At 67.5% G+C, this 23,953-nt stretch carries 18 protein-coding genes and 1 pseudogene; 11 read left to right on the plus strand and 8 right to left on the minus strand.

The window, feature by feature from the left end:
• The first annotated feature begins 297 nt into the window (after positions 1–297).
• The 3 genes from HBK84_RS00060 (at position 298) to HBK84_RS00070 (ending at position 5,799) form a co-directional block, all read left to right on the plus strand.
• Positions 298–1,266, plus strand: a complete 969-nt coding sequence (locus HBK84_RS00060) for an AAA family ATPase (RefSeq protein ID WP_167317868.1) — start codon at positions 298–300, stop codon at positions 1,264–1,266.
• 1 nt (position 1,267) lies between these two features.
• Positions 1,268–3,793, plus strand: coding sequence for a S8 family peptidase (locus tag HBK84_RS00065; RefSeq protein ID WP_240919024.1), 2,526 nt, complete (start codon positions 1,268–1,270; stop codon positions 3,791–3,793).
• 710 nt (positions 3,794–4,503) lie between these two features.
• Complete coding sequence (locus HBK84_RS00070) at positions 4,504–5,799, plus strand: Nramp family divalent metal transporter (protein WP_064845492.1); 1,296 nt, start codon at positions 4,504–4,506, stop codon at positions 5,797–5,799.
• A gap of 202 nt (positions 5,800–6,001) precedes the next feature.
• Here the strand turns inward: HBK84_RS00070 and HBK84_RS00075 are convergent, their stop codons facing one another.
• Positions 6,002–6,907, minus strand: a complete 906-nt coding sequence (locus tag HBK84_RS00075; RefSeq protein WP_098053827.1) for a hypothetical protein — start codon at positions 6,905–6,907, stop codon at positions 6,002–6,004.
• 167 nt (positions 6,908–7,074) lie between these two features.
• Between HBK84_RS00075 and HBK84_RS00080 the strand changes: the two genes are divergently transcribed.
• From HBK84_RS00080 to HBK84_RS12735, 6 genes and pseudogenes are all read left to right on the plus strand, one after another.
• Positions 7,075–7,620, plus strand: a complete 546-nt coding sequence (locus tag HBK84_RS00080; RefSeq protein ID WP_064845494.1) for a peptidylprolyl isomerase — start codon at positions 7,075–7,077, stop codon at positions 7,618–7,620.
• A 103-nt stretch (positions 7,621–7,723) separates the two neighbouring features.
• Positions 7,724–8,482 (plus strand): rhomboid family intramembrane serine protease, encoded by a 759-nt coding sequence (locus HBK84_RS00085; RefSeq protein ID WP_240919025.1) that lies wholly within the window; start codon positions 7,724–7,726, stop codon positions 8,480–8,482.
• Between the two features lie 509 nt (positions 8,483–8,991).
• On the plus strand, positions 8,992–10,242 hold the full coding sequence (locus HBK84_RS00090) for an MFS transporter (RefSeq protein WP_144932786.1): 1,251 nt from the start codon (positions 8,992–8,994) through the stop codon (positions 10,240–10,242).
• Positions 10,239–11,258, plus strand: a pseudogene (locus HBK84_RS00095) (amino acid--tRNA ligase-related protein); the annotation flags it as partial. The gene HBK84_RS00090 and the pseudogene HBK84_RS00095, both read left to right, overlap by 4 nt.
• Before the next feature lie 133 nt (positions 11,259–11,391).
• The gene (locus HBK84_RS00100; RefSeq protein ID WP_240919026.1) at positions 11,392–11,895 is read left to right on the plus strand and encodes a DedA family protein; all 504 of its coding nucleotides are present in this window, start codon (positions 11,392–11,394) and stop codon (positions 11,893–11,895) included.
• Positions 11,892–12,065: a hypothetical protein gene (locus tag HBK84_RS12735; protein WP_240919027.1), complete on the plus strand. Its 174-nt coding sequence runs from the start codon at positions 11,892–11,894 to the stop codon at positions 12,063–12,065. The genes HBK84_RS00100 and HBK84_RS12735 overlap by 4 nt, the downstream gene beginning before the upstream one ends.
• Here HBK84_RS12735 and HBK84_RS00105 read toward each other — a convergent pair.
• The gene (locus HBK84_RS00105; RefSeq protein ID WP_240919028.1) at positions 12,049–12,426 is read right to left on the minus strand and encodes a hypothetical protein; all 378 of its coding nucleotides are present in this window, start codon (positions 12,424–12,426) and stop codon (positions 12,049–12,051) included. The two genes, HBK84_RS12735 and HBK84_RS00105, sit on opposite strands and share 17 nt — an antisense overlap.
• A gap of 140 nt (positions 12,427–12,566) precedes the next feature.
• On the opposite strand from HBK84_RS00105, the gene HBK84_RS00110 reads away from it, so the two are divergent.
• Positions 12,567–13,823 (plus strand): MFS transporter, encoded by a 1,257-nt coding sequence (locus HBK84_RS00110; protein WP_167317871.1) that lies wholly within the window; start codon positions 12,567–12,569, stop codon positions 13,821–13,823.
• A gap of 93 nt (positions 13,824–13,916) precedes the next feature.
• Here the strand turns inward: HBK84_RS00110 and HBK84_RS00115 are convergent, their stop codons facing one another.
• The 3 genes from HBK84_RS00115 to HBK84_RS00125 form a co-directional block, all read right to left on the minus strand.
• Complete coding sequence (locus tag HBK84_RS00115; protein WP_167317872.1) at positions 13,917–15,578, minus strand: thiamine pyrophosphate-dependent enzyme; 1,662 nt, start codon at positions 15,576–15,578, stop codon at positions 13,917–13,919.
• A 200-nt stretch (positions 15,579–15,778) separates the two neighbouring features.
• A complete protein-coding gene (locus HBK84_RS00120) occupies positions 15,779–17,209 on the minus strand; it encodes a sugar porter family MFS transporter (RefSeq protein ID WP_167317873.1) in 1,431 nt (476 codons plus the stop codon).
• Positions 17,210–17,464: 255 nt separating this feature from the next.
• Positions 17,465–18,721 carry an ROK family transcriptional regulator gene (locus tag HBK84_RS00125; protein WP_167317874.1) on the minus strand — a complete coding sequence of 419 codons (1,257 nt, stop codon included), beginning with the start codon at positions 18,719–18,721 and terminating at the stop codon, positions 17,465–17,467.
• A 338-nt stretch (positions 18,722–19,059) separates the two neighbouring features.
• On the opposite strand from HBK84_RS00125, the gene HBK84_RS00130 reads away from it, so the two are divergent.
• On the plus strand, positions 19,060–19,914 hold the full coding sequence (locus HBK84_RS00130; RefSeq protein WP_167317875.1) for a phosphatase PAP2 family protein: 855 nt from the start codon (positions 19,060–19,062) through the stop codon (positions 19,912–19,914).
• Positions 19,915–20,061: 147 nt separating this feature from the next.
• Here HBK84_RS00130 and HBK84_RS00135 read toward each other — a convergent pair whose 3' ends face one another.
• The 3 genes from HBK84_RS00135 to HBK84_RS00145 form a co-directional block, all read right to left on the minus strand.
• Positions 20,062–20,472, minus strand: coding sequence for a universal stress protein (locus HBK84_RS00135; RefSeq protein WP_064846944.1), 411 nt, complete (start codon positions 20,470–20,472; stop codon positions 20,062–20,064).
• A gap of 41 nt (positions 20,473–20,513) precedes the next feature.
• Positions 20,514–22,022: an APC family permease gene (locus HBK84_RS00140; RefSeq protein ID WP_167317876.1), complete on the minus strand. Its 1,509-nt coding sequence runs from the start codon at positions 22,020–22,022 to the stop codon at positions 20,514–20,516.
• A 245-nt stretch (positions 22,023–22,267) separates the two neighbouring features.
• Positions 22,268–23,779 carry a peptide MFS transporter gene (locus tag HBK84_RS00145; protein WP_085108195.1) on the minus strand — a complete coding sequence of 504 codons (1,512 nt, stop codon included), beginning with the start codon at positions 23,777–23,779 and terminating at the stop codon, positions 22,268–22,270.
• Positions 23,780–23,953: the final 174 nt, after the last annotated feature.

A 23,953-nucleotide genomic window follows, 5' to 3' on the forward strand; every position in this document is an offset into this window, starting at 1 on the left:
TGGCAGGTGTTCAGATCGGCGAGCCGGCCTCACTCGGGTCGCGTCGAGTTCTCGCGGCCTGCGGTGAGATCGAGGCGAGGCTCGACTACTCACTCGGCGACTAAGCCACCGGTAGGTGGGGCCGGGTTCGGTTCGTCAGCTGGGCCTGCTCTCCTCGTCGAGAGCGGACCAGTTCGTGCCACCCGCCGTCCTTCGCAGGCCGAGTCCGGACGGAGCGGCGCCGCTGGGCTGTCGGCCTTGGCCAGATAGACTGAGGGGAAATGGACGACGCACGGACCTGCGGAAGTGAGGTGCATCATGGCCGGTCTTGGACAGCACATCACCGCGATGGTGCGCAGTCACGCCTCGGGTGACGACGCCAGTTTCTACTCGGTCGCCCTTCAAGTAGCCGCGCGTGAGGCCAAGGCGGGACATCACGTCCTCGCCAACGACATCAAGAAGGCTGTCGACGCATCCCGCGAACGTGACTCTGTCGGCAAGATCACGACGCTTGCGCAGCCACGTGGTGAGCTTGCTGAACTTGTTGAGGCGACGCATCCCGCCGTACAGCTTCGAGAGCTCGTCGCACCTACCGAGCTCGTCGCGCAGATCAAGCAGGTTCTCGCCGAGCAACGCCAGCGCAAGAATCTTCTCGAGCATGGTTTCGCACCGGCGCACCGGCTACTCTTGGAAGGGCCGCCCGGAACCGGGAAGACGATGACCGCGGCCGTACTCGCAACCGAGCTTGCCGTACCGATGTTCACGGTCAGGCTCGACAGCCTGCTGAGCAAGTTCATGGGCGAGACCGCCAGCAAACTCCGCCTCGTCTTCGACTCCGTTGCTCAGCGTCGCGCCGTGTACCTGTTCGATGAGTTCGACGCCCTCGGGGCCGACCGTTCTGGGAACGACGTCGGAGAGGCCCGTCGAATCCTGAACTCGTTCCTCGTCTTTCTGGAAGAGGCGAGTACCGAGTCGCTCGTGCTCGCGGCTACAAACCACCGTTCGATCCTCGACAAGGCACTCTTCCGCCGCTTCGACGCGGTCTTGACCTACACGTTGCCCGATGCACGCCAGGCGACAGCCGTGATCAGGGCGCGTCTCGGGACGCTAGCCAGCGGCACCAGCATGGCGAAGCTGGGCGACTACACAACCGGCCTGAGCCATGCCGAGCTCGTGAAGGCGGCCGAGACCGCAGCGAAGACGGTCTTGATGCGCGGCGATACCAAGGTTCAACGAGACGATCTCATCGCCGCACTGACCTCGCGTCGAACGGCAAGTCTTGGCTGAGGTGCCACGCAATCTCGACCACCTCTACGTTCAGGGCCACGTCGAAACAGCAGACTTCCACCGCGCGGGCGGAGGACCGGGCAAGCCGCCCCGCCAAGTCGACCGCCGCGCCCACGGGTCCGGGCTGAAGAACGCTGTCGAGCAGGTCTTCGCTACCTTCGACCAACAAGCTGCAGCCGTCATGCCCTCGGATGAGGAACTCCGCGCAACCGGCACAGTCATCGTGCTCGAAGGAGAGGGCGCTGCGCACCCGCTGAAGGTCGACTCCTTCAACTCCTATACGGGCGGCAAGACACGTAAGCCGAAGTGGCTCCTGCTCTCGGTGCGTGAAGCTCAGGGTGAGATGCCCGAGACGGCCACCGTCTGGGTGTCCGACTCCTACCGCTCGCAGTTCTTGAAGCTCTTCGAGGATTACCTCAACGACGAGAAGAACACCAAGAAAGGTCGGCCGAGGAACCAGGACCTCGTCGCGAACATCTCGCGCATTCGCGAGGCAGTCCTTGATGACCTCTGGACTTCGGAGATCCAGCCGCCGAAGTTCGGTCGCCACTGGTGGGAGCTGTGGCTCGACGGAAGTAGCGCCCACCTCGCCGACTGGGAGAGCTTCGTAACCGCCCACCGGCTTCAAGCTCGTCGCAGCGAATTCCGCCTGGGTGATCGTCTCGTCGTCTGGGTAGAAGCATCATGGGCGCAGTTGCAGATCCTCCCTTTCACCTCGGTTCCCGTGACCGAGATTCGGAGGCCCGAATTCATCGACACAGTGGAAGACCTGAGCATCGATGAACAGACCGAGTACGTCGAGGACCTCGCCCGACGCACCGTTCACGCTCCGGCCGATGCGCCAGCCGTGTGCAACCTCGACACTGGAGTACTGCGCACCCACACTCTCCTCGAAGGGTCCCTGGCGCCCGACGACCATCACTCCATCTTCGGCGGATCAGGAATCGACGTTCACCCGCGTGGGCACGGAACATCGATGGCCGGTCTCGCATTGTTCGGGGACGTCGAGCCGCTGCTCACGGGGCGGACCCGTGTTGAGCTGCGTCACCGGCTGGAGTCCGTGCGGATGCAGCCCGGGCCTGGTGACCAGCGGATCGACCCGCTCGACTACGGCACCGCGACGGTAGAAGCGGTCTCGCACCCGGAAGCAGCCCGAGCCGATCGGAGCCGTACGTACTGCTTGACGTTGAGTACGGAGCCCGACAAGCCGGGCGAGCCGACGCTGTGGTCCGCGTCGGTGGACGCTCTGGCGGCCGGCACGGACATCGTCCGGGCAGGCAACGAGCTCCAACTGCTGTCGACGCCAGATCCCGCGTCTGCCCGACTTATCGTAGTCGCGGCGGGAAACGTGTCCTCCTACGACATCGATCACCACACGAACTCCGTGAACTCGCCGATCCAGGACCCGGCGCAGGCCTGGAACGCGCTTACTGTCGGTGCCTACACGGAACTCACACATGTCCCTTCGCACCCGCAGTACGCAGGATGGAACGTCGTGGCCGCATCCGGGGACATCTCGCCACACACCACGACCTCGCTCTACTTCAACAAAAGCCGATGGCCGATCAAGCCGGATATCTGCATGGAAGGAGGCAATGTCCTGACGGACGGCGCCGGTATGTTCGAGGATCGGTTGCCTTCGCTCTCGCTGCGCTCGACCGGGCACCAGACCGACGCCGCATTGACCTCGGCCAACGCCACGAGTGCCGCGGCCGCGCAGGCCTCCCGGTTGGCGACCCTGGCGATGGACCGGTATCCCTCGTACTGGCCCGAAACCGTGCGAGGACTCTTGACACATTCGGCGGAGTGGACCGAATCGATGGTCCAACAGCTCGGTACGGACGACACCAAGACCGCGCGCCAGACGCTCCTGCGTCAGTTCGGCTGGGGTGTGCCATCGGAAGAGGATGTGCTGAACTCGGGCCGCGGCGCGGTTACGCTCATCGCTCAGGACAGCTTCGTTCCGTTCAGCGGCAACACGTATTCGATGCGGCACTTCCGCCTCCACCCGTTGCCATGGCCGACCGATGTCCTCCAGAGCCTTGGCGCGACCGAGGTACGCCTCCGCGTTACCCTGTCCTACTTCATCGAGCCGTCCGCATCTCGACGAGGCTGGCGCAACAAGTACCAGTACGCATCCCACGGTCTGCGGTTCGACCTCCAGGGCCGACTGGAGAACCAAACCGAGTTTGTCCAGCGCGTCAACCGAGAAGCACAGAACGAAGAAGGCGGCTCTCGGCCGAGCGAGTCAGACCGTTGGTTCCTCGGCGAGCGAGGCCGACACCTGGGGTCGCTGCACCAAGACGAGTGGACCGGCACCGGTGCCGAGCTGGCCCACTGCAACAACGTCGCGGTCTATCCCGTCGGCGGCTGGTGGAAGAACAACAGCCGCAAAGACCGCCGCGATCTACCCGTCCGATACGCCCTTCTGCTCTCGCTCCAGACCAAGCAACAAGGCGTGGACCTCTACACGCCGATCGCGACCCAACTCCACATTCCCGTCATGGCCGAGATACCCGCAACATAGCCGGGGTCACTAGCAGCGCCCATGTGCGTCTCGAATTGATACACCCGCTCTACGGAGATGCGTCCGTACGGTGCCCGCGTCGAAGCCGACCCGCGCACCGACTCGCGCCAGTGACTCGCCCTGCTCATAGCGGCGGGCCATCTCCAGCACCTGTTCCGGGGAAGGAGACTGGCGACGGATCACGACCCCGCGCTCGCGCAAACGATCCGAGAGCCGCGGCCTGCTCACGTCCAGAGCATGCGCGACCTGCCGCAGCGTCTCCCCGTTGCGGTACCGGTGCTCTGCCTCGTCCAGCATCTCCACCGTCAAGCGCGGTAGCGGGACAGGTAGCCGCTCCATGAACTCCTGAGTGACTGTTACTGGCCTCCGCCGACGACGGATCTCTCGATGCGACGAGACCGCCAGCTGTAGAGACGGGGCAAGGTTCGAGCACTGTCGCGCTACCTCCACACCCGAGAACCCCCGGGGACCGCAGCGCCGGTCCCCGGGGGTTCCTTCGTGCCGGGCCTGTTCCTGGTCCGTGCTCATCCGCTCTCATCCGGTTCGTCCTGGCCCGGTTCCTCCTGTCCCCGGCCTTGCGTGCGCGTCCCCCGTCCTCGGCGGGGACACACCATCCATACTTCGCCACCGAAGGAGTGTGGCGCACCCGGCGTGAAAGACTGCATGAGCACAACTGTGACCTGATTCATGCCCGAAGTGTGGAGCCCCCGATGCGCGACAAGACCCCGCTGCAACCCCTTCCGTCCATCGACCCCGATGAGTCGTTGGAGAAGGTCAAACGGTGGCAGCTGATCGGTCCCGGTCTCGTGGTGGCGGCCACGGGCGTGGGTGCCGCGGACATGGTGGCCACGCTGACCGCCGGCTCGCGCTACGGCTACACCCTGTTGTGGGCGGTCATCGCGGGCACGATCATGAAGATTGTGCTCGTGGAGGGCGCCGGTCGGTACTCGCTCGCGAGCGGGCGCACCATTTTCGAGGGTTGGCGCTCCCTGGGCCGGTGGACGTCCTGGTACTTCGGTCCGTACATCCTGATCTGGGGATTCGTGTACGGCGCCACGGCCATGTCCTCCTCCGCCCTGCCGCTCGCCGCGCTGTTCCCCATCCTGCCCCTGTGGGCGTGGGCCATCCTCATGGGCCTGATCGGGTTCGTGATCGTGTGGGCGGGGCGCTACGCGGTGATCGAGAAGATCACCGCGGCCATGGTGGGGATCATGTTCCTGGTCATGGTGGGGCTCGCGATCATCACCCTGCCCAATATCCCTCAGATGCTTACCGGGCTGATCCCCGTGATCCCGCAGGGCGGTGTGGTCTACACGCTCGCGTTGGCCGGCGGCGTGGGCGGCACGATCACCCTCGCGGCTTACGGCTACTGGCTGCGGGAGAAGGGCTGGCACCAACCGCGGTGGATGCGCGTGATGCAGCTCGACAACACCGTGGCCTACACCGTGACCGGTATCTTCGTGCTCGCGATGCTCGTGGTGGGTGCCGAGGTCCTCTACTCCGCCGGCTACGCCATCAGCGCCGGGGACAAGGGCCTGCTGGACCTGGACCGGGTGCTGCGCGACCGCTACGGGGACGTCATCGGCATCGCGTTCCTCGTGGGATTCTGGGCGGCCTCGTTCTCCTCCGTGGTGGGTGTGTGGTCCGGGGTGTCCCTCATGTTCGCGGACTACTGGGGCAACATCCGCAAGAAGCCCAGCGGCCATCCGGACACCCGCAACGGCGGGAAGTACTTCAAGTTCTACCTGCTGTGGCTCACGTTCCCGCCCATGCTCCTGCTCCTGTTGGACCGGCCCGTGTTCCTCATCCTCCTCTACGGCGTGCTCGGGGCACTGTTCATGCCGTTCCTGGCGGTCACGCTGCTGGGACTGCTCAACACGTCCCGCACGCCCAAGCGCTGGCGCAACGGTGTGTTCACCAACGCGGTCCTGGTGGTCTGCGCCGTGCTGTTCATCATCCTGGGCGTCTACCAGATGTGGGACACGGTCTCCGACATCTTCTCCTGAGTCCCACCGCACGGGGCCGCGGGTCTCCCCGCACGGCCCGTGCGTTCGCAGCGAACGACTCATGCGTTCCTTCCATGTAGCCCGTGCGCTCGCCATGCACGGGTTCGTGTGTTCATTCCGGTACGACGACGACGCCGCACCCCCGAAGGGATGCGGCGCCGTCGTCGTGCGGGTCACGCGCGGTCGACGCGCGAGAACCGGCTCAGTGCTTGGGATCGCCCGGGTTGTGCTTGGAGCGGTTGTCCGGGGTGCCCATGTCGTCCGTCTTGGAGCCCTTGATCTGCTCCTTGACCTCGTTCACGGTCTGCTTGGCGTCCTCGGCCACGGACTTCACGCTGTCCGAGGCGCGGTGGGCGGCCTGGGACGCGGTGCCCGCCTTCTGGGCGGAGGAGGTGGGGTCCTTGACGTCGTCCACCTTCACACCGGTGCCGGCGGCGACCGTGGAGTTCGTGTTGACCGGGGAAGCCGAGACACGCGGGGAGGCCGTGACGGGGGTCTTCCAGGGGTCCTGCACCGGGCGGGACGCGCGCCACGCGGCCACACCGGCCACGCCACCGGCGGCGAGGAGACCGAGGAGCAGCAGACCCTTGTGGCCACCCTGGGCCTTCTTCTGCTGCTTGGCGTATTCCTTGGCCGAGTTTTTCGCGGCCTTCTGGATGCGCTTGACGGTCTTCTTGTCACCGGTCAGCTTGGCCACGAGGGCGTCGAACTGGTCCGAGGTGTCCGCGTGGGCGACCTTGGAGGCCAGCGCGGCCACGGCGCCGGAGTATTTGTCCTGCGCCACGGCACGGCCCTCGGCGGTCTTTTTGGCGGCCTTCGCGGCCATGGGGGCGGCGGCAGCGGCACCGGCGGCCTTGGCCTTCTCGCCGCGGTGCTTGATGTCCTCACCGAGGTTCTGCGCCTTGCCCAGACCGTCCTGGACGTAGGGACCCGTGGCCTCCACACCGCTCGCGAGGGCGGACGCACCCGCCTGCACGCCGTGCTGCAGCTTCTCCCCGAGCTCACCGATCTCGCTGGAGAGCCAGTCCCCAGCGCTGACGACCTTGGACTCGGCGTTCTTCCGGGCGTGCTCGGTCTGCTTCTGGGCCTTGCTCTTGAACAAGCTCATTGTGTGTCCCTCCTACAGTGGTGACCGTAAAAATCTCCACCTTCAGCATACGGTCTGACAACCCCGGGATTCCCGGGGAAAAGCGACACCCCAGCCCTTTTCACTGTGCGCTGAACACCTCGGGAGCGTTCTGTCGGCCCCGAGGACGCCGTGCCACAATGTGAATCATGACTTCCGCTATCGCCACGCACAAGGCCACCATCCACACCAACCACGGGGACATCGTGGTGGACCTTTTCGGCAACCACGCGCCCAAGACGGTCAAGAACTTCGTGGGTCTCTCGGACGGCACCCAGGAATGGGCGGACCCCCGCACGGGTGAGAAGCAGAACGGTCCGCTCTACAAGGACGTCGTCTTCCATCGCATCATCAAGGACTTCATGATCCAGGGCGGGGACCCGCTGGGCCAGGGCATCGGTGGCCCGGGCTACAACTTCGACGACGAGATCAGCCCCGAACTGAACTTCAACGCCCCGTACATGCTGGCCATGGCCAACGCCGGTACCCGCAACGGCCGCGGCACCAACGGCTCCCAGTTCTTCATCACCACCGCGCCCACCACGTGGCTGCAGGGCAAGCACACCATCTTCGGTGAGGTCGCGGATGACGAGTCCAAGAAGGTCGTGGACGAGCTCAACAACGTGCGCACCGGCGGCCAGGACCGCCCCGTGGAGGACTGCGTGATCACCTCCATCGACATCGAGAAGCTCTGACCCGCAGCTTTCACGCCCGGCACGAAGCCCACCCGGTCCCCGGGTGGGCTTCGTCCGTATTCGAGCCCCGTCCAGCCGCCCCGCCCACTCCCGGAGGATGACCATGACCCACCACCCCGACGACCCGCCGGATTACGGACGGCCCGCCGGCGCCCCGGACGCTCCCGCCCCGTGGAGCGGCGTGCCCGTTCCCGCCCCGCGGTACGGGCAGTACGTCCACGGTCAGCAGTCCGCCCACCCGGGTGGCGCGCCACGCGGCGGGTACGACGGCGCTGCGCCGCGCCGTCGTCGCAGCCCCCAGCGCGTCGGGGGCATGCCCGTGACGTGGACGCTCATCGGGATCTGCGTGGTCATGTGGGGCCTGCAGTGGCTCACGAGCCTGTTCACGCCCTACAGCCTGACGAGCATCCTGGGATACGCTCCTTCGCTCACGGACACCCAGCCGTGGCGGATGCTCACGAGCGGTTTCGTCCACGCGATGCCCTCACCGCTGCACCTACTGCTCAACATGTACACGCTCTATCTCTTCGGTCGGATGCTCGAGCCGTTGCTGGGGACCTGGCGGATGGCCGCCCTGTTCGTGGTGTCCGTGCTGGGCGGATCCGTGGGAGTGCTGTTGCTCGGTAATCCGTGGGTGCTCGTCATCGGGGCGTCCGGCGGCGTCTTCGGGCTCTTCGGCGCCATGTTCGTGTTCATGCGCCACTTCAAGAACAACATCACGCCCATCGCGGTGTTGATCGCGATCAACCTGGCTTTCGGTTTCCTGGTGGGCGGCATCGCCTGGCAAGCGCATGTGGGCGGGTTGATCGCCGGTGGTCTCGTGGCGCTCGCCATGCTGCCGGGGCTGCGTCGCCGACTCTGACCGGGCCCGGCCGCAAGCAGGGAAAGCTCTCCCGTTCCGCCGGATCCGGGTCGGGGATCGCGCTCTGATCCGGGCGTCCCAATGGCTGTCCACAGGGGTTGTCCACACCTGTTAACAACTTACAGATGTGTAATTCCACAACTGTGAACACCCCTGTGGATACCGCGACAGCGCGCTAGGACTGCCCCGTAGGGGACATGTCGATCGCGATATGCACAAGGTTCTCCACCCCTGTGGATAACTTTCGTGCACGGGGTGGGGACAGTTCATGATCGTGACCTCACCCACACGTGCGCGGGCTCGTGAATAAATCGCGCGTGCACCGTGTTGTAGTAATCCTGTGCCCGCCCGGGTGCTGCCCGAATGGTCCGCCCGCGCGGTTCACCCGCTACGAGCGCCTGCGCGGTGCGCTGTCATAGGCCACGGACCGATCGCCACGGCCTCTCCGGCCACTCGCCCGCATCCCTCTGGGGAGCTCCACCTGCGAATCCTCGAAAGGTCGCGCGTCCATGACCCAGTTGACCCCCGCCCGTCGCAGACTCGCGCTGTTCGCCCTGGCTCTGGGCGGTTTCGGCATCGGCTGCACGGAATTCGCGTCTATGGGACTGTTGCCCCAGATCGCCCAGAACCTCCTGCCCGATCTCTACGGTGCGTCCTCCGAGACCGGGATCGCACGCGCCGGGTGGCTCGTGAGCGCGTATGCCATAGGTGTCGTGGTCGGGGCCCCGGTCATCTCCTTCTTCGCCGCGAAGTCCTCCCGCACCACGATGCTGCTCGTGATGGCCGCGGCACTGCTCATGGGCAACCTCGCCTCTGCAATCGTGCCCACGTTCGAGTCCCTCCTGGTGATGCGGTTCCTCGCGGGTATTCCCCATGGCGCATACTTCGGTCTGGCGTCCCTCGTGGCCGCCACCGTGATGGGTCCGGGGAACCAGGCCAAGGGTGTGGCACTTGCTTTATCGGGGCTCACGGTCGCCAACGTCGTAGGTGTCCCCGTGATGACGGCGGTCGGTCAGGCCTACGGCTGGCGCATGGCATACGTCGCGGTGGCCGTGGTCTTCGCGGTCACTGCGATCGGCGTGTGGCTGACCGTCCCCCACCAGGACCGGGTGGTCGGAGCGAACCGGCGCCGTGAACTGCGGGCGTTCCGGCTGCCGCAGGTGTGGATCGTCATGGGGATCGCGGGGATCGGTTTCGGCGGGTTCTTCGCGATCTACAGCTACCTGACCCAGATGAGCCGTGAGCTGGCGGGGCTGTCCGGCGCCGGCATCCCGTGGTTGCTCGCGGTCGTGGGAATCGGCATGACCCTGGGCAACATCCTGGGCGGGATCAGCGCGGACCGCAGTGCCCGGCGCACCATGGCCGTGGGTTTCCCGGCCCTCACCGCGGCACTGTTGCTCGTGGGGGCGCTCGCGGGATCCCCCGTGGGGATCTTCGTGGCCGGGTTCCTCATGGCACTGGCCAACTCGTTCATCATGCCCAGCATCCAGAGCTGGCTCATCACGGCGGCGGGGCCCGCCCAGCTCATGGGCGCATCGCTCAACCACGCGGCGTTCAATGTGGCCAACTCGATCGGGGCCCTGCTGGGCGGTGCGGTGATCTCCGCCGGTTTCGGCTACCGCTCCCCGGCCCTCGTGGCGGCCGCGCTGGCCGTGATCGGAGGTCTCCTCGCGCTCGCGGGTGTCAAGCGCCAGAAGGCGGACCGGCGGCGTCGGCTCGAGGCCGGCCTCCCGGTGACGGCCTCGCAACAGGCCGTCTGACGCCCCACCCGCGCGGGATGGACCTGTTGCGTCAGCGCTCGCTCGCGGTGGACACCGTGCGCCGCGTGTTGACCGGGCAGGGCTACCGCGAGGTCGAGACACCGGTGCTGAACACGGTGCACGGTGGGGCCTCGGCGCGCCCGTTCCGCACGTACATCAACGCGTACGGGATGGACCTCACGCTGCGGATCGCACCCGAGCTGTACCTCAAGCGACTGCTCGTGGCGGGCAGCGGGCCCATCTTCGAGGTGGCCCGCAACTTTCGCAACGAGGGCGCGGACGCGACCCACAACCCGGAGTTCACCGCGCTCGAGGCGTACCACCCGTTCGCGGATTACACGGTCATGCGCGAGCTGACCGAGACGATGATCAAGACGGTGGCCCAGGCGTTGCACGGTACCCAGGTGCTGCCCCTGTACGACGTGCACAACCCCGACGCCGCGCCCGTGCTGACCGACGTGTCCGGGCCGTGGCCCGTGATCGCCGTGACGGATGCGGTGAGCAAGGCGGTGGGACGGCGGATCTCGATCGAGTCGGACTTCGAGACTCTGCTCGCAGTGGCCGCGCAGCACGACGTGGAGATCGGTCCGGGCATGGGCCCCGGGGCGGTGCTCGAGAGCCTCTATGAGGAGCTCGTGGAACCGCACACCGTGTTCCCCACGTTCTACTGCGACTTCCCGGAGGAGACCTCCCCGCTGACCGCACCCCACCGCTCCGAGGGCGGGCTCGTGGAACGCTGGGACTTGGTGGTCAACGGCATGGAACTCGGTACGGCGTACTCCGAGCTGACCGACCCGGTGGTCCAGCGCCACCGGCTCACGGAGCAGTCGCTCAAGGCCGCCGCGGGGGACCTCGAGGCCATGCGGGTGGACAATGATTTCCTGGACGCCCTGGAGGTGGGCATGCCCCCGGCCGGTGGCATGGGGATCGGGCTGGACCGGTTGGTCATGCTCATGACCGCCACGACCATCCGCGACGTCCTGAGTTTCCCGTTCGTGAAGCCGCAGCAGCCGTGATCGCGCCCCGCGCGACCCCGGTTGCGGGCACACCCGCGGGACGAACGAGCTACCCCGGGCGAGCGCCGTCGTCCGGGGAGGAACAGGACCGTGGTGCACGGCACCCGGCCCACGAGGAGAAGAGTGGGTCACCATGACGCTTGAACTGCTGCACACCGCGGGAACGCTGATCCCGCAGCTGCCACCGCTAGGCGATCCCGCCCAACTGCTCGAGCAGCTGGGGCCGTGGGCGCTCGCCGGGACCACCCTGATGGTGTTCGTGGAATCGGGGCTGTTGTTCCCGTTCCTGCCCGGGGACTCCCTGCTGTTCACGGGTGGACTACTGCACGAGGCGTTGCAGGTCCCGCTGTGGCTCATGATCCTGGTACCGTTCATCGCGGCGGTCGCGGGGGACCAGGTGGGCTACTTCCTGGGTAACCGGTTCGGCCGGCGCTTCTTCTCCCACGACGCCCGGTTCCTGAAGACCTCCTACCTCAACCGCACGGAGGACTTCTTCCTGCGCTACGGCGGCAGGGCGATCGTGCTCGCGCGCTTCGTCCCGATTATCCGCACGTACGTCCCGCTCGTGGCGGGCACGGCGCGCCACCCGTACCGCCGCTTCGTGGGTGGAACGTCCTGGGTGGCTTCCTGTGGGTGACCATCATGGTGGTGGCCGGGTCCCTGCTGGGCGGGATCCCGCTGATCCGTGACCACGTGGACCTGATCGCGATCCTGATCGTGGTGATCTCGGTGATCCCGGTGGCCCTGCAGATCCTCAAGGGGTTCCGGGACCGGGGACCGCAGGAGAGTGCTACGGGACGATCGTGAACTTGACGTGGCCGTCCCCGCCGCGTTCGACGATCCGCAGCACCTCGCCGGCCTCCTCGAACGGGTATACGGGGCCCAGGCAGTAGTCCACGGTCACCTCGCCGTCGTGGATGCGGCGCACGGCCTTGTGGAAGGATACGAGACCGGGCTCGGACCGGGCGGCCACGGAGGCCAGTTCCTCGTCCGGGACCCGGACCGTGTGCGCCCCCAGCTCCCGGGCGATCCGCAAGCGTGATTCCTGCTTGTCCGAGACGATCACCTGCTCGAAGCCCCGGCGCAGCGCGTCCTGGAGGAAGAACAGATCCGCGGAGCCCGCACCCATGATCACGCACGTGCCCGCGTGGCCTCCGGGGTCGGTCACTGCTCGGTCAGGATGATCCCCTTCTCGAGGACATGGGTTGCGCGCACGATGACTCCTCCACGGCGGGGACGGACAGGCTTCCGTCCTCACCGTATGGCACCGGTGTGGTCCCCGTGACAACGTACCGGTAACCTGTGCGGGTGAAACTTCCCCGGGCCCTGCGGCCGTTCTCGTCACGTGCGTACACGGTGCTCGCCGTGGCCATGTGCATGAGCGTCTTCGGCTCCGGGTTGTGGGCCGTGGCCCTCGTCGCGCGGGTCATGGCGCTCGGGGGTTCCGCAGTGCAACTGTCCCTCGTTATGGCCGCCGGCGCGGTGGGCATGGTGTGCTTCGTGCTGCTCGGCGGGGTCACCGCGGACCGCCTGCCCCTGGGACTCATCCTGCGGTGCGTGGAGGTCACCAACCTGGTCACGGCGTTGACCATCGTGATCCTCACCTGGACCGACACCCTCGCGCTGTGGCACCTCGCGCTCGCCGCGTTCGTCTTCGCCGGCACCGTGGGGTTCTTCTACCCCGCCTACTCCGCGGCCCTGCCCAGGATCCTGCCGCCCGATCAGCTGCTCGCGGCCAACGGCGTGGAGGGCACGGCCCGCCCCCTGCTGCAGATCGCGGCCGGGCCCGCGGTGGGCGGGGTCCTCACGGGCCTGGCCCTCCCTGGGGCGTCCGTCCTGGCGATCGCGGTGTGCCACGCGATCGCGCTGTCCTTCATGCTGCGGTTACGGATCCCGGAGCGCGAGGTCACCGGACCGATCCCTGCGGTGGACACCGCCCGGCCCTCCGTCCTTCGCGATCTCGTGGACGGGTTCCGGTACTGCGTGCGCACCCCGTGGTTGCTGTGGACGCTCTTGTGGGCCATGAGCGCGGTGTTCCTGTTCATCGGCCCGCTCGAGGTGCTCGTCCCGTTCCTGGTGGTGGACCGGCTGGGCGGATCGCTCGCGAGTTACGGCGCCATGCTGGGGCTGTACGGCGTGTCCACGGCCGTGGGCTCGAGCATCATGGCATCAGTGCAACTGCCCCGCAAGTACCTCACGACCATGATCTGGCTGTGGGGTTTCGGCACCCTGCCGTTCGGTCTGGTGGGCGGCACCGACTCGTGGTGGGTCATGGCGGCGGCGCTGTGCATCTTCGGGGCCACGGGTGGCGCGGGTCAGGTCATCTGGGGCACGCTGCTGCAGCGGCGGGTGCCCGGGCACATGCTGGGGCGGATCTCGTCCCTGGACTTCTTCGTCTCGCTGTCCCTCATGCCCATCTCCATGGCCGTGGCCGGGCCCGTCTCACAGCTGCTGTCCCCGGAAGCGATCTTCTGGGGCGTCGCTCTGCTGACCCCCGCGCTCGGCGTGGTCGCGGTCGTCGTCGGGCGGATGTACCGGGACCAGGCCGCCCACCCCTTGCGGTGATCCCCGCGCGCGTGTCCTGAACGGACGACGACGCCGCGGTGCCCCTCCCCGAGGACGGGCGCCGCGGCGTCGTGACAAGTATTTATACCGGGATCAGTATGCCTTGTTGCGCTGCTGGACGACCAGGTGGATTAACGCGAACGTGTGGTCCTCGTCGATCGCCTTGTAGGCCTGCTCGAGCGCCCCGGGGATCTCGGACTCGCGCTCCACGCGCACGCCGAAACCGTGGAACGCCGTGGCCATGGCCGCGAAGTCCGGGTTCTTCAGCTGGGTCCCGGAGACGTGACCCGGGTAGTGCTGTTCCTGGTGGGTGCGGATGGTGCCGTACTCCTGGTTGTCCATCACGATGACCAGGGGAGTGGCGCCGTACTGCGCGGCGGTCGCGAGCTCCTGGCCGTTCATGAGGAACTCACCGTCCCCGGCGATCGAGATCACGCGGCGGCCGGGGTAGTTCAGGGACGCCGCCACGGCGGAGGGGATCGAGTAACCCATGGAGCCGTTGCGCGCGGAGATCATGGACGCATAGCCGTTCGTGGGGAAGTAGCGGTGGGCCCAGTTGGTGTGCTCGCCCGCGCCGAAGGTGACCATGGCGTCCTCGGGGAGGGTCGCGACGAGGTTCGCCATCATGGTGTCCATCGAGGCGGGACCGTCCGCGGGGGAGGCGTCCTTGGGGGTGGAGAAATCCACCTGCTGCTGACGCAACCGCGCGCACCAGTCCCGCCACACGTCCGAGACGGGCAGGTCCATGCGCACCAGGTCACGCACGAACACGTCCGGCTTGGCCACGATCTGGTAGGTCACCGCGCCGGAACGCCCGCGCATGGACGGGTCCATGGTCACGATGAAGTTCTTCTTGGTCCAGTCCTGGCGCACCAGGAAGCCGTTCGTGATCACGTCACCGGGGACCGTGCCCACGAACACCAGCAGGTCGGTCTCCTCCAGCAGGTCGTAGGTGGGCTTGGGGCGGCCGTAACCGATGGGTCCCACGTACGAGGGGGAGTCGAACGGGACGGTGCCCTCGCAACGCCACTCCGCGGCGGCGGGGATGTGGTGTTCCTCGAGCCACGCGGTGAAGCGCTGCGCGCCCTGCGGGGTCCAGTCGTTACCACCGAAGACGAACAGGGGCTTCTGGGACTCCTTGAGCGCGGACTCGAGGGCCTTCCAGTCCTCCACGGTCATCCCGCCGCCGGCCACCGGGATCTCCGGGTGTACCGTGGGTTCGATCTGCCGGGTGATGACGTCCTCGGGCAGGCCCACCACCACGGGCCCCGGACGCCCGGAACGCGCGGCGAACATGGCCTCGGCCACGTACTCGGAGGCCCGCTCCGCGTGGTCCAGGACCATCACGCGCTTGGCCCCGGAGGCGAACCACTGATGCGGGTCGAACTCCTGGAACGCTTCCTTCTCACGGTGCTCGAACGGGATGAGTCCCACGAACAACACCATGGGCGTGGAGTCCTGCCACGCGGTGTGCAGGCCCACGTGCGCGTTGGCTGCGCCGGGACCACGCGTCACCATGGCCACGCCCGGGACGTCGTTCATCTTCCCGTCCGCTTCCGCCATGTACGCGGCGCCACCCTCCTGACGGCACACCACAGTGTCGATGGGGGAGTCGTAGAGACCGTCCAGGACGTCCAGGTAGCTCTCGCCGGGAACCACGTAGGCGCGCTCGACCCCGTGCGCCGCGAGGGAATCCACGATCACGTGGCCCGCGGACTTGCGTCCTGAGGTCGAGGAGTCGGTGTGCTGCGTCATGGGAGGCTCTCTTTTCGCCGTTGAACGTGTCGTGCTTCCCGGGCCCCGATGCCCGGGCAGCGGCAAATCTGTCTTGAAAATACCCGAACACCGGACCCCTGCCGGTATTGCGACGAGCTGTTATCACGAACGTGAACCCGGTGTGACGATGCCCCGGTGCGCGTAAAGCGGACCGGGGCATCGGGACGGGGAGAGTGGGATCAGGCGCGCATGTCCTCGAGTTCCACGTTGTTGGTCTCCCGCACCATCTTGATGGTGAAGACCAGGGACACCAGCGCGAAGAACGCGTAGATGCCGTAGGTCAGCCCCAGTGAGAAGTTGGACAGGGACGGGAAGGAGACGGTCACGGCCCAGTTGGCGATCCACTGCACCGCACCGGCCACGGCCAGCGCCGCGCCGCGGATGCGGTTGGGGAACATCTCGCCGAGCAGGACCCACATGAGCGGGCCCCATGAGACACCGAAGAACACGACGAACAGGTTGGCGGCGATCAGTGCCACGGGTCCGGCCATGGGGCCGAGCTCGGGGGTGAGCTGACCGTCCACCATGACCTTGGTGGCGGTCGCGAACACCACGGACATCACGCCCAGGGACAGGGCCATGCCGGCGGAGCCCACGAGCAGCAGCGGCCGGCGCCCGATCCGGTCCACCAGGAAGATGGCCACGACGGTCACCGCCACGTTGACCACGGAGGTGGCCACGGAGATGGTGAACGAATCGGACTCCTTGAAGCCCACCGACTCCCACAAAACGTTGGAGTAGTAGAAGATCACGTTGATGCCCACGAACTGCTGCAGTGCGGCCAGGCCGATGCCCACCCACACCACGGGCTTGAGCCCGGCCATGGAACCGCGCAGGTCCGCGAAGCGGGGCTTGCGCTCGTTGTCCACGGTGCTGCGGATCTTGGAGACGCGGGCGTCCACGGCGTCGTCACCGTGGATCCGGGAGAGGACGGCGCGCGCCTCGTCCGGGCGACCCACCGAGACCAGGTAGCGCGGCGACTCGGGGATCAGGAACGCGCCGATGCCGTACAGCACGGCGGGCACGGCCATGACCAGGAACATCCAGCGCCACGCGGCCAGCCCGAACCACAGCTCGTTGGCGGCGCCACCGGCCCAGTGGGCGAGCAGGGCGTCGATGAGCAGGGACAGGAAGATGCCCAGCACGATACCCATCTGCTGGAGCGAGCCCAGGCGTCCGCGCAGGTGTGCGGGGGAGACCTCCGCGATGTACGCCGGTGCGATCACGGACGCCACACCCACGCCGATACCGCCCACGACCCGCCAGAACACGAGCCATTCGATGGACTGCGTGAAACCGCAGCCGATCGCCGAGAGCAGGAACAGCAGTGCCGCGATCTTCATGATGGGGATGCGCCCCGTGCGGTCCGCGATGCGGGAACCGAAGAACGCACCCACGGCGGCGCCCAGGAGGGCCGCGGCTACCGCGAAGCCCAGGGGCCCCGGACCCACGTCGAACGTGGACTGGATGGAGGAGACCGCACCGTTGATCACGGCGGAGTCGTACCCGAAGAGGAGGCCGCCGAACGCGGCCACGGTGGTGATGCGAATGACCGCGCCGGTGTTCGTCTGATGACGCTCCGGCGAGTGTGCTTGCGCTGGATGGCTCATCCCGCAGCTCCCTTGCTGTATCGAAATTCAACGCTTCCCGCTCCCGGGCATCATGCGTCCCGTTCCGGGGATGTACCGGTCGAGGGGCCCGTACGAGGCGGGTTTTCGTCTCCTGGAATCGGCTCGTGGGACCAGGGAGGGCAGCTGCCGGGGAAGGACAGTGAACCCAGGGTAGGACCCAGATCACAAAATGTCCATGAGTCGAAGACAAATTTCCCGCGTGTCGTTTGCAGCGGCTGGCGCGCCCCGGACGTCTTACACGGGGAGGGACGTCTCGGCCCGCGCACGGATGAGCGCACCCGTGAGGTGCGCCCGGGCCCCGAGCTGCGCGGTGGCGATCCGCAGCCCGGACACGCAACCGCGCACCGCGTAGCGCTGCACTGCGTCCCGCACGGGATCGAGCAGCAGGTCCTCGGCGCGCGCGAGCTCCCCGCCCACGACCACGAGTTCCGGGTTGAACGCATTGCACAGCTGCGCCACGGCGCCGCCGATCAACCGCCCGGTGTCCGTGATCACCCGGGTGCATCCGGGATCGCCGGCCAGCGCCTCCCGGGCCACGTCACCCACGGATTCCACGCGCCGACCCGAGGAGGCCACGACGTCCAGCACGGTCTGGGAGGACACGAAGGTCTCGAGGCACCCTCGGTTGCCGCACCTGCACAGCCCCGCGCGTTCGTCGAGCGTCACGTGGCCGATCTCACCCGCGGACCCGGTGGCCCCGCGGTACAGCCCGCCGCCCAGGATCAGCCCGGCACCCACGCCGTGCGAGAGCTTGAGGTAGGCCATGTGAGCCGTCCCACGCCCCGCGCCGAGCGCGTGCTCGGCCACGGCCCCGGCGTTCGCGTCGTTCTCCACCACGGTGGGACAGCCCAGCGTCCCGGTGGCCAGCGCTCGCAGGTCCAGCCCGGCCCACGCCGGGAGGATGGCCTCCGAACCGAGGCCGCGGCACTCGGCGTCCACGGGCGCGGGAAGGGTGAGCCCCGCGCCCAGGATGCGCTGGGCGGGGACGTCGAGCGAGGTCCGCAACTCGTCCAGGATCTCTCGCGCCCCGGTCAGTACGTCCTCGGCGCGGTGCCCGGCCGGGAGGTCGATGCGCCGCTGCGCGCGGACGTCCAGGTTCAGGTCCGCCACGGCCACGCTCGCGTGACGGTGGCCCACGTCCAGGCCCACCAGGTAGCCGGCGCTCTCGCTGAAGTGCACGCGCTGCCCGCGCCGCCCGCCGTTCTCGGGTTCCATGGCGAGCAGGTCGCACGCGGTGAGCTCGTGGACGATGGACGAGACCGTCGACGGCGCCAGGGCCGTCTCCCGCGCGATGCTCGCCTGGGTCGCCGCACCCAGCTCGCGCACCGCGTCCACGACCCTGCGGCGATTGGCGAGGCGCAGTGCGGCCTGCGATCCCGGGGCGGGGGGCTGGGTGAATGGTGGCTGCGGCGAGGGCGGCTGTGTGGAGGGCGGACCGGCCTGGGCCCAAGGCTCTCGCGTGGAGTGCGGGGGCGGGGGTGTGGACGCCATCGTCTCTTCCCTTCTCGAATGTTTCTTGAGGGCTGAGTGTAGTCAGTGTTCGGGAAATGAACTTTTCGGGCGTCCCGTGACGGTGTCCGCGGCAGAAAAACCACATGACTGGATTCCCTATCCCCATCAAGGATATTCCAATCGACGCATGCAACCATAAAAAAGTGTTTTCAGATTAAGTGTTTCACGTGAAACCCCATTTCCAGCCCGCGGGGCACGGTGCGCCCGCGCAGCGACGCCGACCCTGGAACACCCCGGAACTCCGCATCACACACGCCACACCGCGTGCGACACGCCCACTTCAGGAATCGTTGAGTGTCTCGTGTCACCATTGACACATGACCTATCCGGCGCAGCACACTTCCCCCTCGCCGGGCGGGTCCCCGTGGCGGTTGCCGCAGTTGCGTCACCGAGTGGCCGTTCCCTTGGTCACGGTGTTGTTGACGGCAACCCTTGGGCGTCTGGTGGTGTTGTCACCGCAGATCACCCACGGGGAGACCGCGTTGCTCGAGGGGTTCTCCCAGCATCGCAACGTTCTTCTGGACGCGGTGGCCACCGCGGTGCAGTACGCACTGTCCAACGGCGCGGTGGTGTTGATCATCGCCGCCGTCATCGGGTGGCTGGCCGTCCTCAGACGCCGCCCCCTCGACGCCACCGGGTTCGGGATCACCGCCCTCGCCGGATGGGGTGCCGTGGGTCTGGTCAAAGTGTTCGTGGAGCGGCCGCGTCCCATGTTCCTGAGCGGAGAGGCCCTCGCGCCGGTCACTGGCTCCATGTCCTTTCCGTCCTCGCACACGGGTGCGGTCGTGGCGATCGCGCTGGCCATGGGTCTCGTGGCCTCCCGCCGTTCCTCACGGCGTCGGATCGCGCTGCTCGGCACGCTGGCCGTGGTGATCGTCGGGGCCGCCCGCATGTACTCGGGCGCGCACTACCCGTTGGACGTCCTGGCCGCCGTGCCCGTGGCCTGGGCAGGGGTCATCGCCGGGTGCACCCTGGCCAACAAGGTGGTGCCCGCTCTCGCCTTCGGGTTCTCGTGGCGTCAGGCCGGGGTGTCCCAGCCCGCACCCGCGACCATGCGCCGCGCCGGCTCCACGACGACAACCGCGCCCGCGCCGTCGTACCGGCCCGCGCGGGGCAGTACCGCTCTGGACGGCGCCGCGCAGCACGACGAGCGCACCGACCGCGCGGCCTGAGCGTCCTTTCCATCACGTACCACCGACGACGGCGGGCCGGACCTTGGGGGTCCGGCCCGCCGTTCCACGGGGCGATGGTTGGTGCCCGCGTGGTCTCTCCCCGTCAGGGCCGCCGGCGCGTGACGGGAAACTGTCGACGTCGCTCGCTCAGGCGGCGTCGTACCCCGCCTTCACACACAGCACAGGGCACCCGGCCTCGAGCAGCAGCCGCTGCGTGGTGGGGGCCATGATCAATTTGCCCACCGGGGTGCGCCGGCGGGTCCCGATCACGAGCAGAGCGGTCCGGTCGCGATCGGTGGCCTCGAGGATGACGTCCGCCGGATCGGCGTCGTGCGCCACGGGGACCAGCTCGTAGGACACGCCGCTCTCGTCGAGCGCGGCGCGGTCCTCCTTCACGGCGGCTTCGGTGTCCTCGGGGCCGGTGTGCCGCCCCCAGCGCTTGGTGTGATGGCCCTGGACCACCACGAGGTCCGCCGAACGCAGGGTGGCCTCGGTGATCCCGGCGCGCAGGGCGGCCCGGCCGGCGGGGGTGGGAAGGTATCCGACAACGATGTTCATGACGTCTCCGGGTCCGTGAGCGGGTGGGTGGGGGAGCGGACTCAGCGGTCCACGTCCTCCAGGTTGGCGAGGTCCTCGGGGCGCTGGAAGCGGGTGCGGCGACCCGTGAACAGGCGGGCGTACAGGAAGTTCAGCAACCACAGGACCAGGCCCAGGGCGATCAGGACGAGCGCGATCTGGTACTCGATGACGTCCTGGGCCCACGGCCCCAGCAGGAACGCGCACGTGATGGCGCCGAGGTAGGGCAGGACGCGCGGGGCGTGGAAGTAGTCGTGACCCTCCTGGGAGCGGTCGCGGCGCAGGATCACGGCGGCCACGTTGACCACGGTGAACACCGCGAGCAACAGCAGCGCCGTGGTGCCGCCCAGTGCCGCGGCGGTGCCCTTACCCATCGCGTTGTTCACCAGGATGATGAGCACCATGCCCAGCGCGGTGGTGAAGATGATCGCGGTCCAGGGGGTGCGGCGCCCGGGGAGCACCTTGCCCAGGAAGCCCGGGATCACGCCCTGCCGTGCCATGCCGTAGAGCAGGCGCGAGGCCATGAGCATGTTGATCAATGCTGTGTTGGCGACCGCGAAGATGGTCAGGAACGGATAGATGGTGTCGATCGGCAGACCGGGGGCGCCGATGCGCACCACGTCCAGCAGCGGGGTCGTGGACTGTCCCAATTCACCGATGGGCACGATCGCCACCGTGAACACGGACACCAGCACGTAGATCACGCCGGTGATGCACAGGCCCAGCAGCATCACGCGCGGGAAGTTGCGCGTGGGGTCCTTGGTCTCCTCGACCATGTTGACCGAGTCCTCGAAGCCCACGAAGGAGAAGAACGCGAGGGACGTGACGGCGGTCAGGGCCAGGAACATGCCCTTGTCGTCCGAGGTCTCGAAGATGACCGTGCGGCTGAAGTCCGCGTTGCCCTGGGCCGCGGCCCAGAACCCCACCAGGATCACGATCAGCAGGCCGGTGAGTTCGATGCACGTGAGCACCACGTTGAGCTTGACCGATTCGGACACCCCGCGCAGGTTGATCAACGCGAGGATCGCCAGGAAGGCCACGGCCACGATGGTGATCCCCAGCGGGCCCACGTCCAGGTGGAAACCCTTGGCGAAGTTGGAGGCCACGGTGCTGGATGCCGTGGCGGCGGAGGTCAGTCCCGAGCACAGCACGGCGAACGTCACCAGGAACGTGAGGAAGTGGATCCCGAACGCCTTGTGCGTGTAGAGCGCCGCACCCGAGGCCCCGGGGTACTTGGTCACGAGTTCCAGGTAGGAGAACGCGGTGATCGTGGCCACCACGAACGCGATGAGAATGGGTGCCCACGCGGCGCCGCCGATCTCACCGGCGATGTTGCCGGTCAGCGCGTAGACGCCCGTGCCCAGGATGTCGCCCACGATGAACAGGAGCAACAGTCCCGGACCCATGACCCGCTTCAGCTCATGCCCGCCCCCCGAGGACGCGGGTGCCCCGGCGGCACCGGATGCGCCCGGTGTCCGGCTGTTCGCCGTGGATGCCGGGGTGGCACCCTTCGACGCTGATGAATCGCTCATGGTGTCCTCCGCGGATCGGCCTCGTGCAGCCGCTGACTGGCACCCGTTTCCGATGACATGGATGTGACCCGCGGCTCATGCGTACAGGTAACCCTAAAGGATGCGGTCCGGGTGGTGGGAGCATCAGAGGACCCGGCGCGGCGAGCCGCGTGGGGGAAAGGCGCGGGCGGCGTCGTCGTCCGGTACGACGACGCGCCCCGCACCCGCCGCTGCGGGTACGGGGCGCGCGCCCACGGAAGGGGAACTCAGCGGATGCCGCGCATGAGCCGCAGGATGGGCTTGGCGGCGAGCAACATGATGATGCCGAGCACGATGGTGATCGCGCCCATGGTGCCGAAATAGCCGACCTCGTTCTCACGGGAGTAGAAGCTCGCGAGGGAGCCGGACAGGGCGGTACCGAGGGCCACCGCGAGGTTGTTGAGGGCCACCATCTGCACCGGGAACTTCCGCGGGGCGAGTTTGGTGGACAGGGACAACCCCACGGGGGAGAGGAACAGCTCACCCATGGTCGCGAAGAACAGGACCAGGACGATCCACCCCACGAACACGGAGGCGGTGTTCGCCTGCGTGATGAACAGCAGGAACGCCACGCCGATCGCCAGCAGGGCCACACCGAACTTCACGGGGGTGCTGGGCTGACGGGTACCGAGCTTGGTCCACATGGCCGCGAACACCATGCCGAACAGGATGATGAACACCGGGTTGATGGACTGCACCCAGGAGGGCGGGAACTCGTAGCCCAGGAAGTTCAGGTTCAGGCGGGTGTCCGCGTAGATGGCGAGCACCGTGAACTGCTGCTGGAACAGGGCGAAGAATGCCGCGGTGGCGATGAACATGGGGATGAAGGCCAGGACCCGGGAGTGTTCCTCCGGGGAGAGGTCCTTGTCCCGGAGCATGATCGTGAACAACAGGATGGTCGCCACCAGCACCACGAGGACCACGGCGTCGGCCAGGTTGCCCGGGTTGAGGAGGCCCGTGAACAGCAGCACCAGGATGATCACCACGGCGGCCACGGCGATGCCGATCCACTTGCCGTACTGCGAGCGCGGCAGGGGGTTGGCCACGGTGTGCACGCTGGCGGGCAGGCCCTTGCGGGTGAGGACGTACTGGATCAGGCCGATCGCCATGAAGAAGGCGGCCAGGCCGAAGCCGAAGTGGAAGCCCCACGTGTTCCAGGCGAAGCCGGTCAGCAGGGGGCCCAGGAAGCCGCCGATGTTCACGCCCATGTAGTAGATGGAGAAGCCGGCGTCACGGCGGGGGTCCTCACGGTCGTAGAGGGTTCCCACGAGGTTCACGCACGTGGTCTTGAGGCCACCGGACCCCACGGCGATGCACAGCAGACCGATGGTCAGCCCGGCCACGCTGGGGATCAGGGCCAGGGCGATGTGTCCCGCCATGATGAGCACGGCCGAGGCGAGCATGGTGCGCTCGGAGCCGAGCAACCGGTCCGCGATCCAACCGCCCAGGATGGAACACAGGTAGACGGTGCCGCCGTACGCACCCACGATGCCCGCGGCGACGCCCTGGTCGATGCCAAGACCGCCGTCGGAGACCGCGTAGTACATGTAGTACAGCACCAGTGCTTGCATGCCGTAGAAGGAGAAGCGTTCCCACATCTCCACGGAGAAGAGATTGGCCAGCATTCCTGGCTGGCCGAAGAAGGATTTACGACCCGCGGGGTTGTGCGGGTCCACGTGTGTATTGGGAGCAACGGGCACGCTGCTGGCCTGGCCGCCGTCCGAAGTGTTGTGACTCATAACTCTCTATGATGCACCCGCGCGCCGGGTGCGGTGACCTTTGACGCCGTACGAACGTGCCCCCGGGGCCCTCTCGTGAGGGCCTCGGGGGCACGTTTCCGGGGCATGTTCCCGCCGTGTCGCGGGGAGTCGACGCCGCCTGGTGGCCGGCCGACGCCGCGTCACAGCAGTGTG

The sequence above is a fragment of the Kocuria sp. KD4 genome (assembly GCF_011769905.1).
GTDB classification, from domain to species: domain Bacteria; phylum Actinomycetota; class Actinomycetes; order Actinomycetales; family Micrococcaceae; genus Kocuria; species Kocuria marina.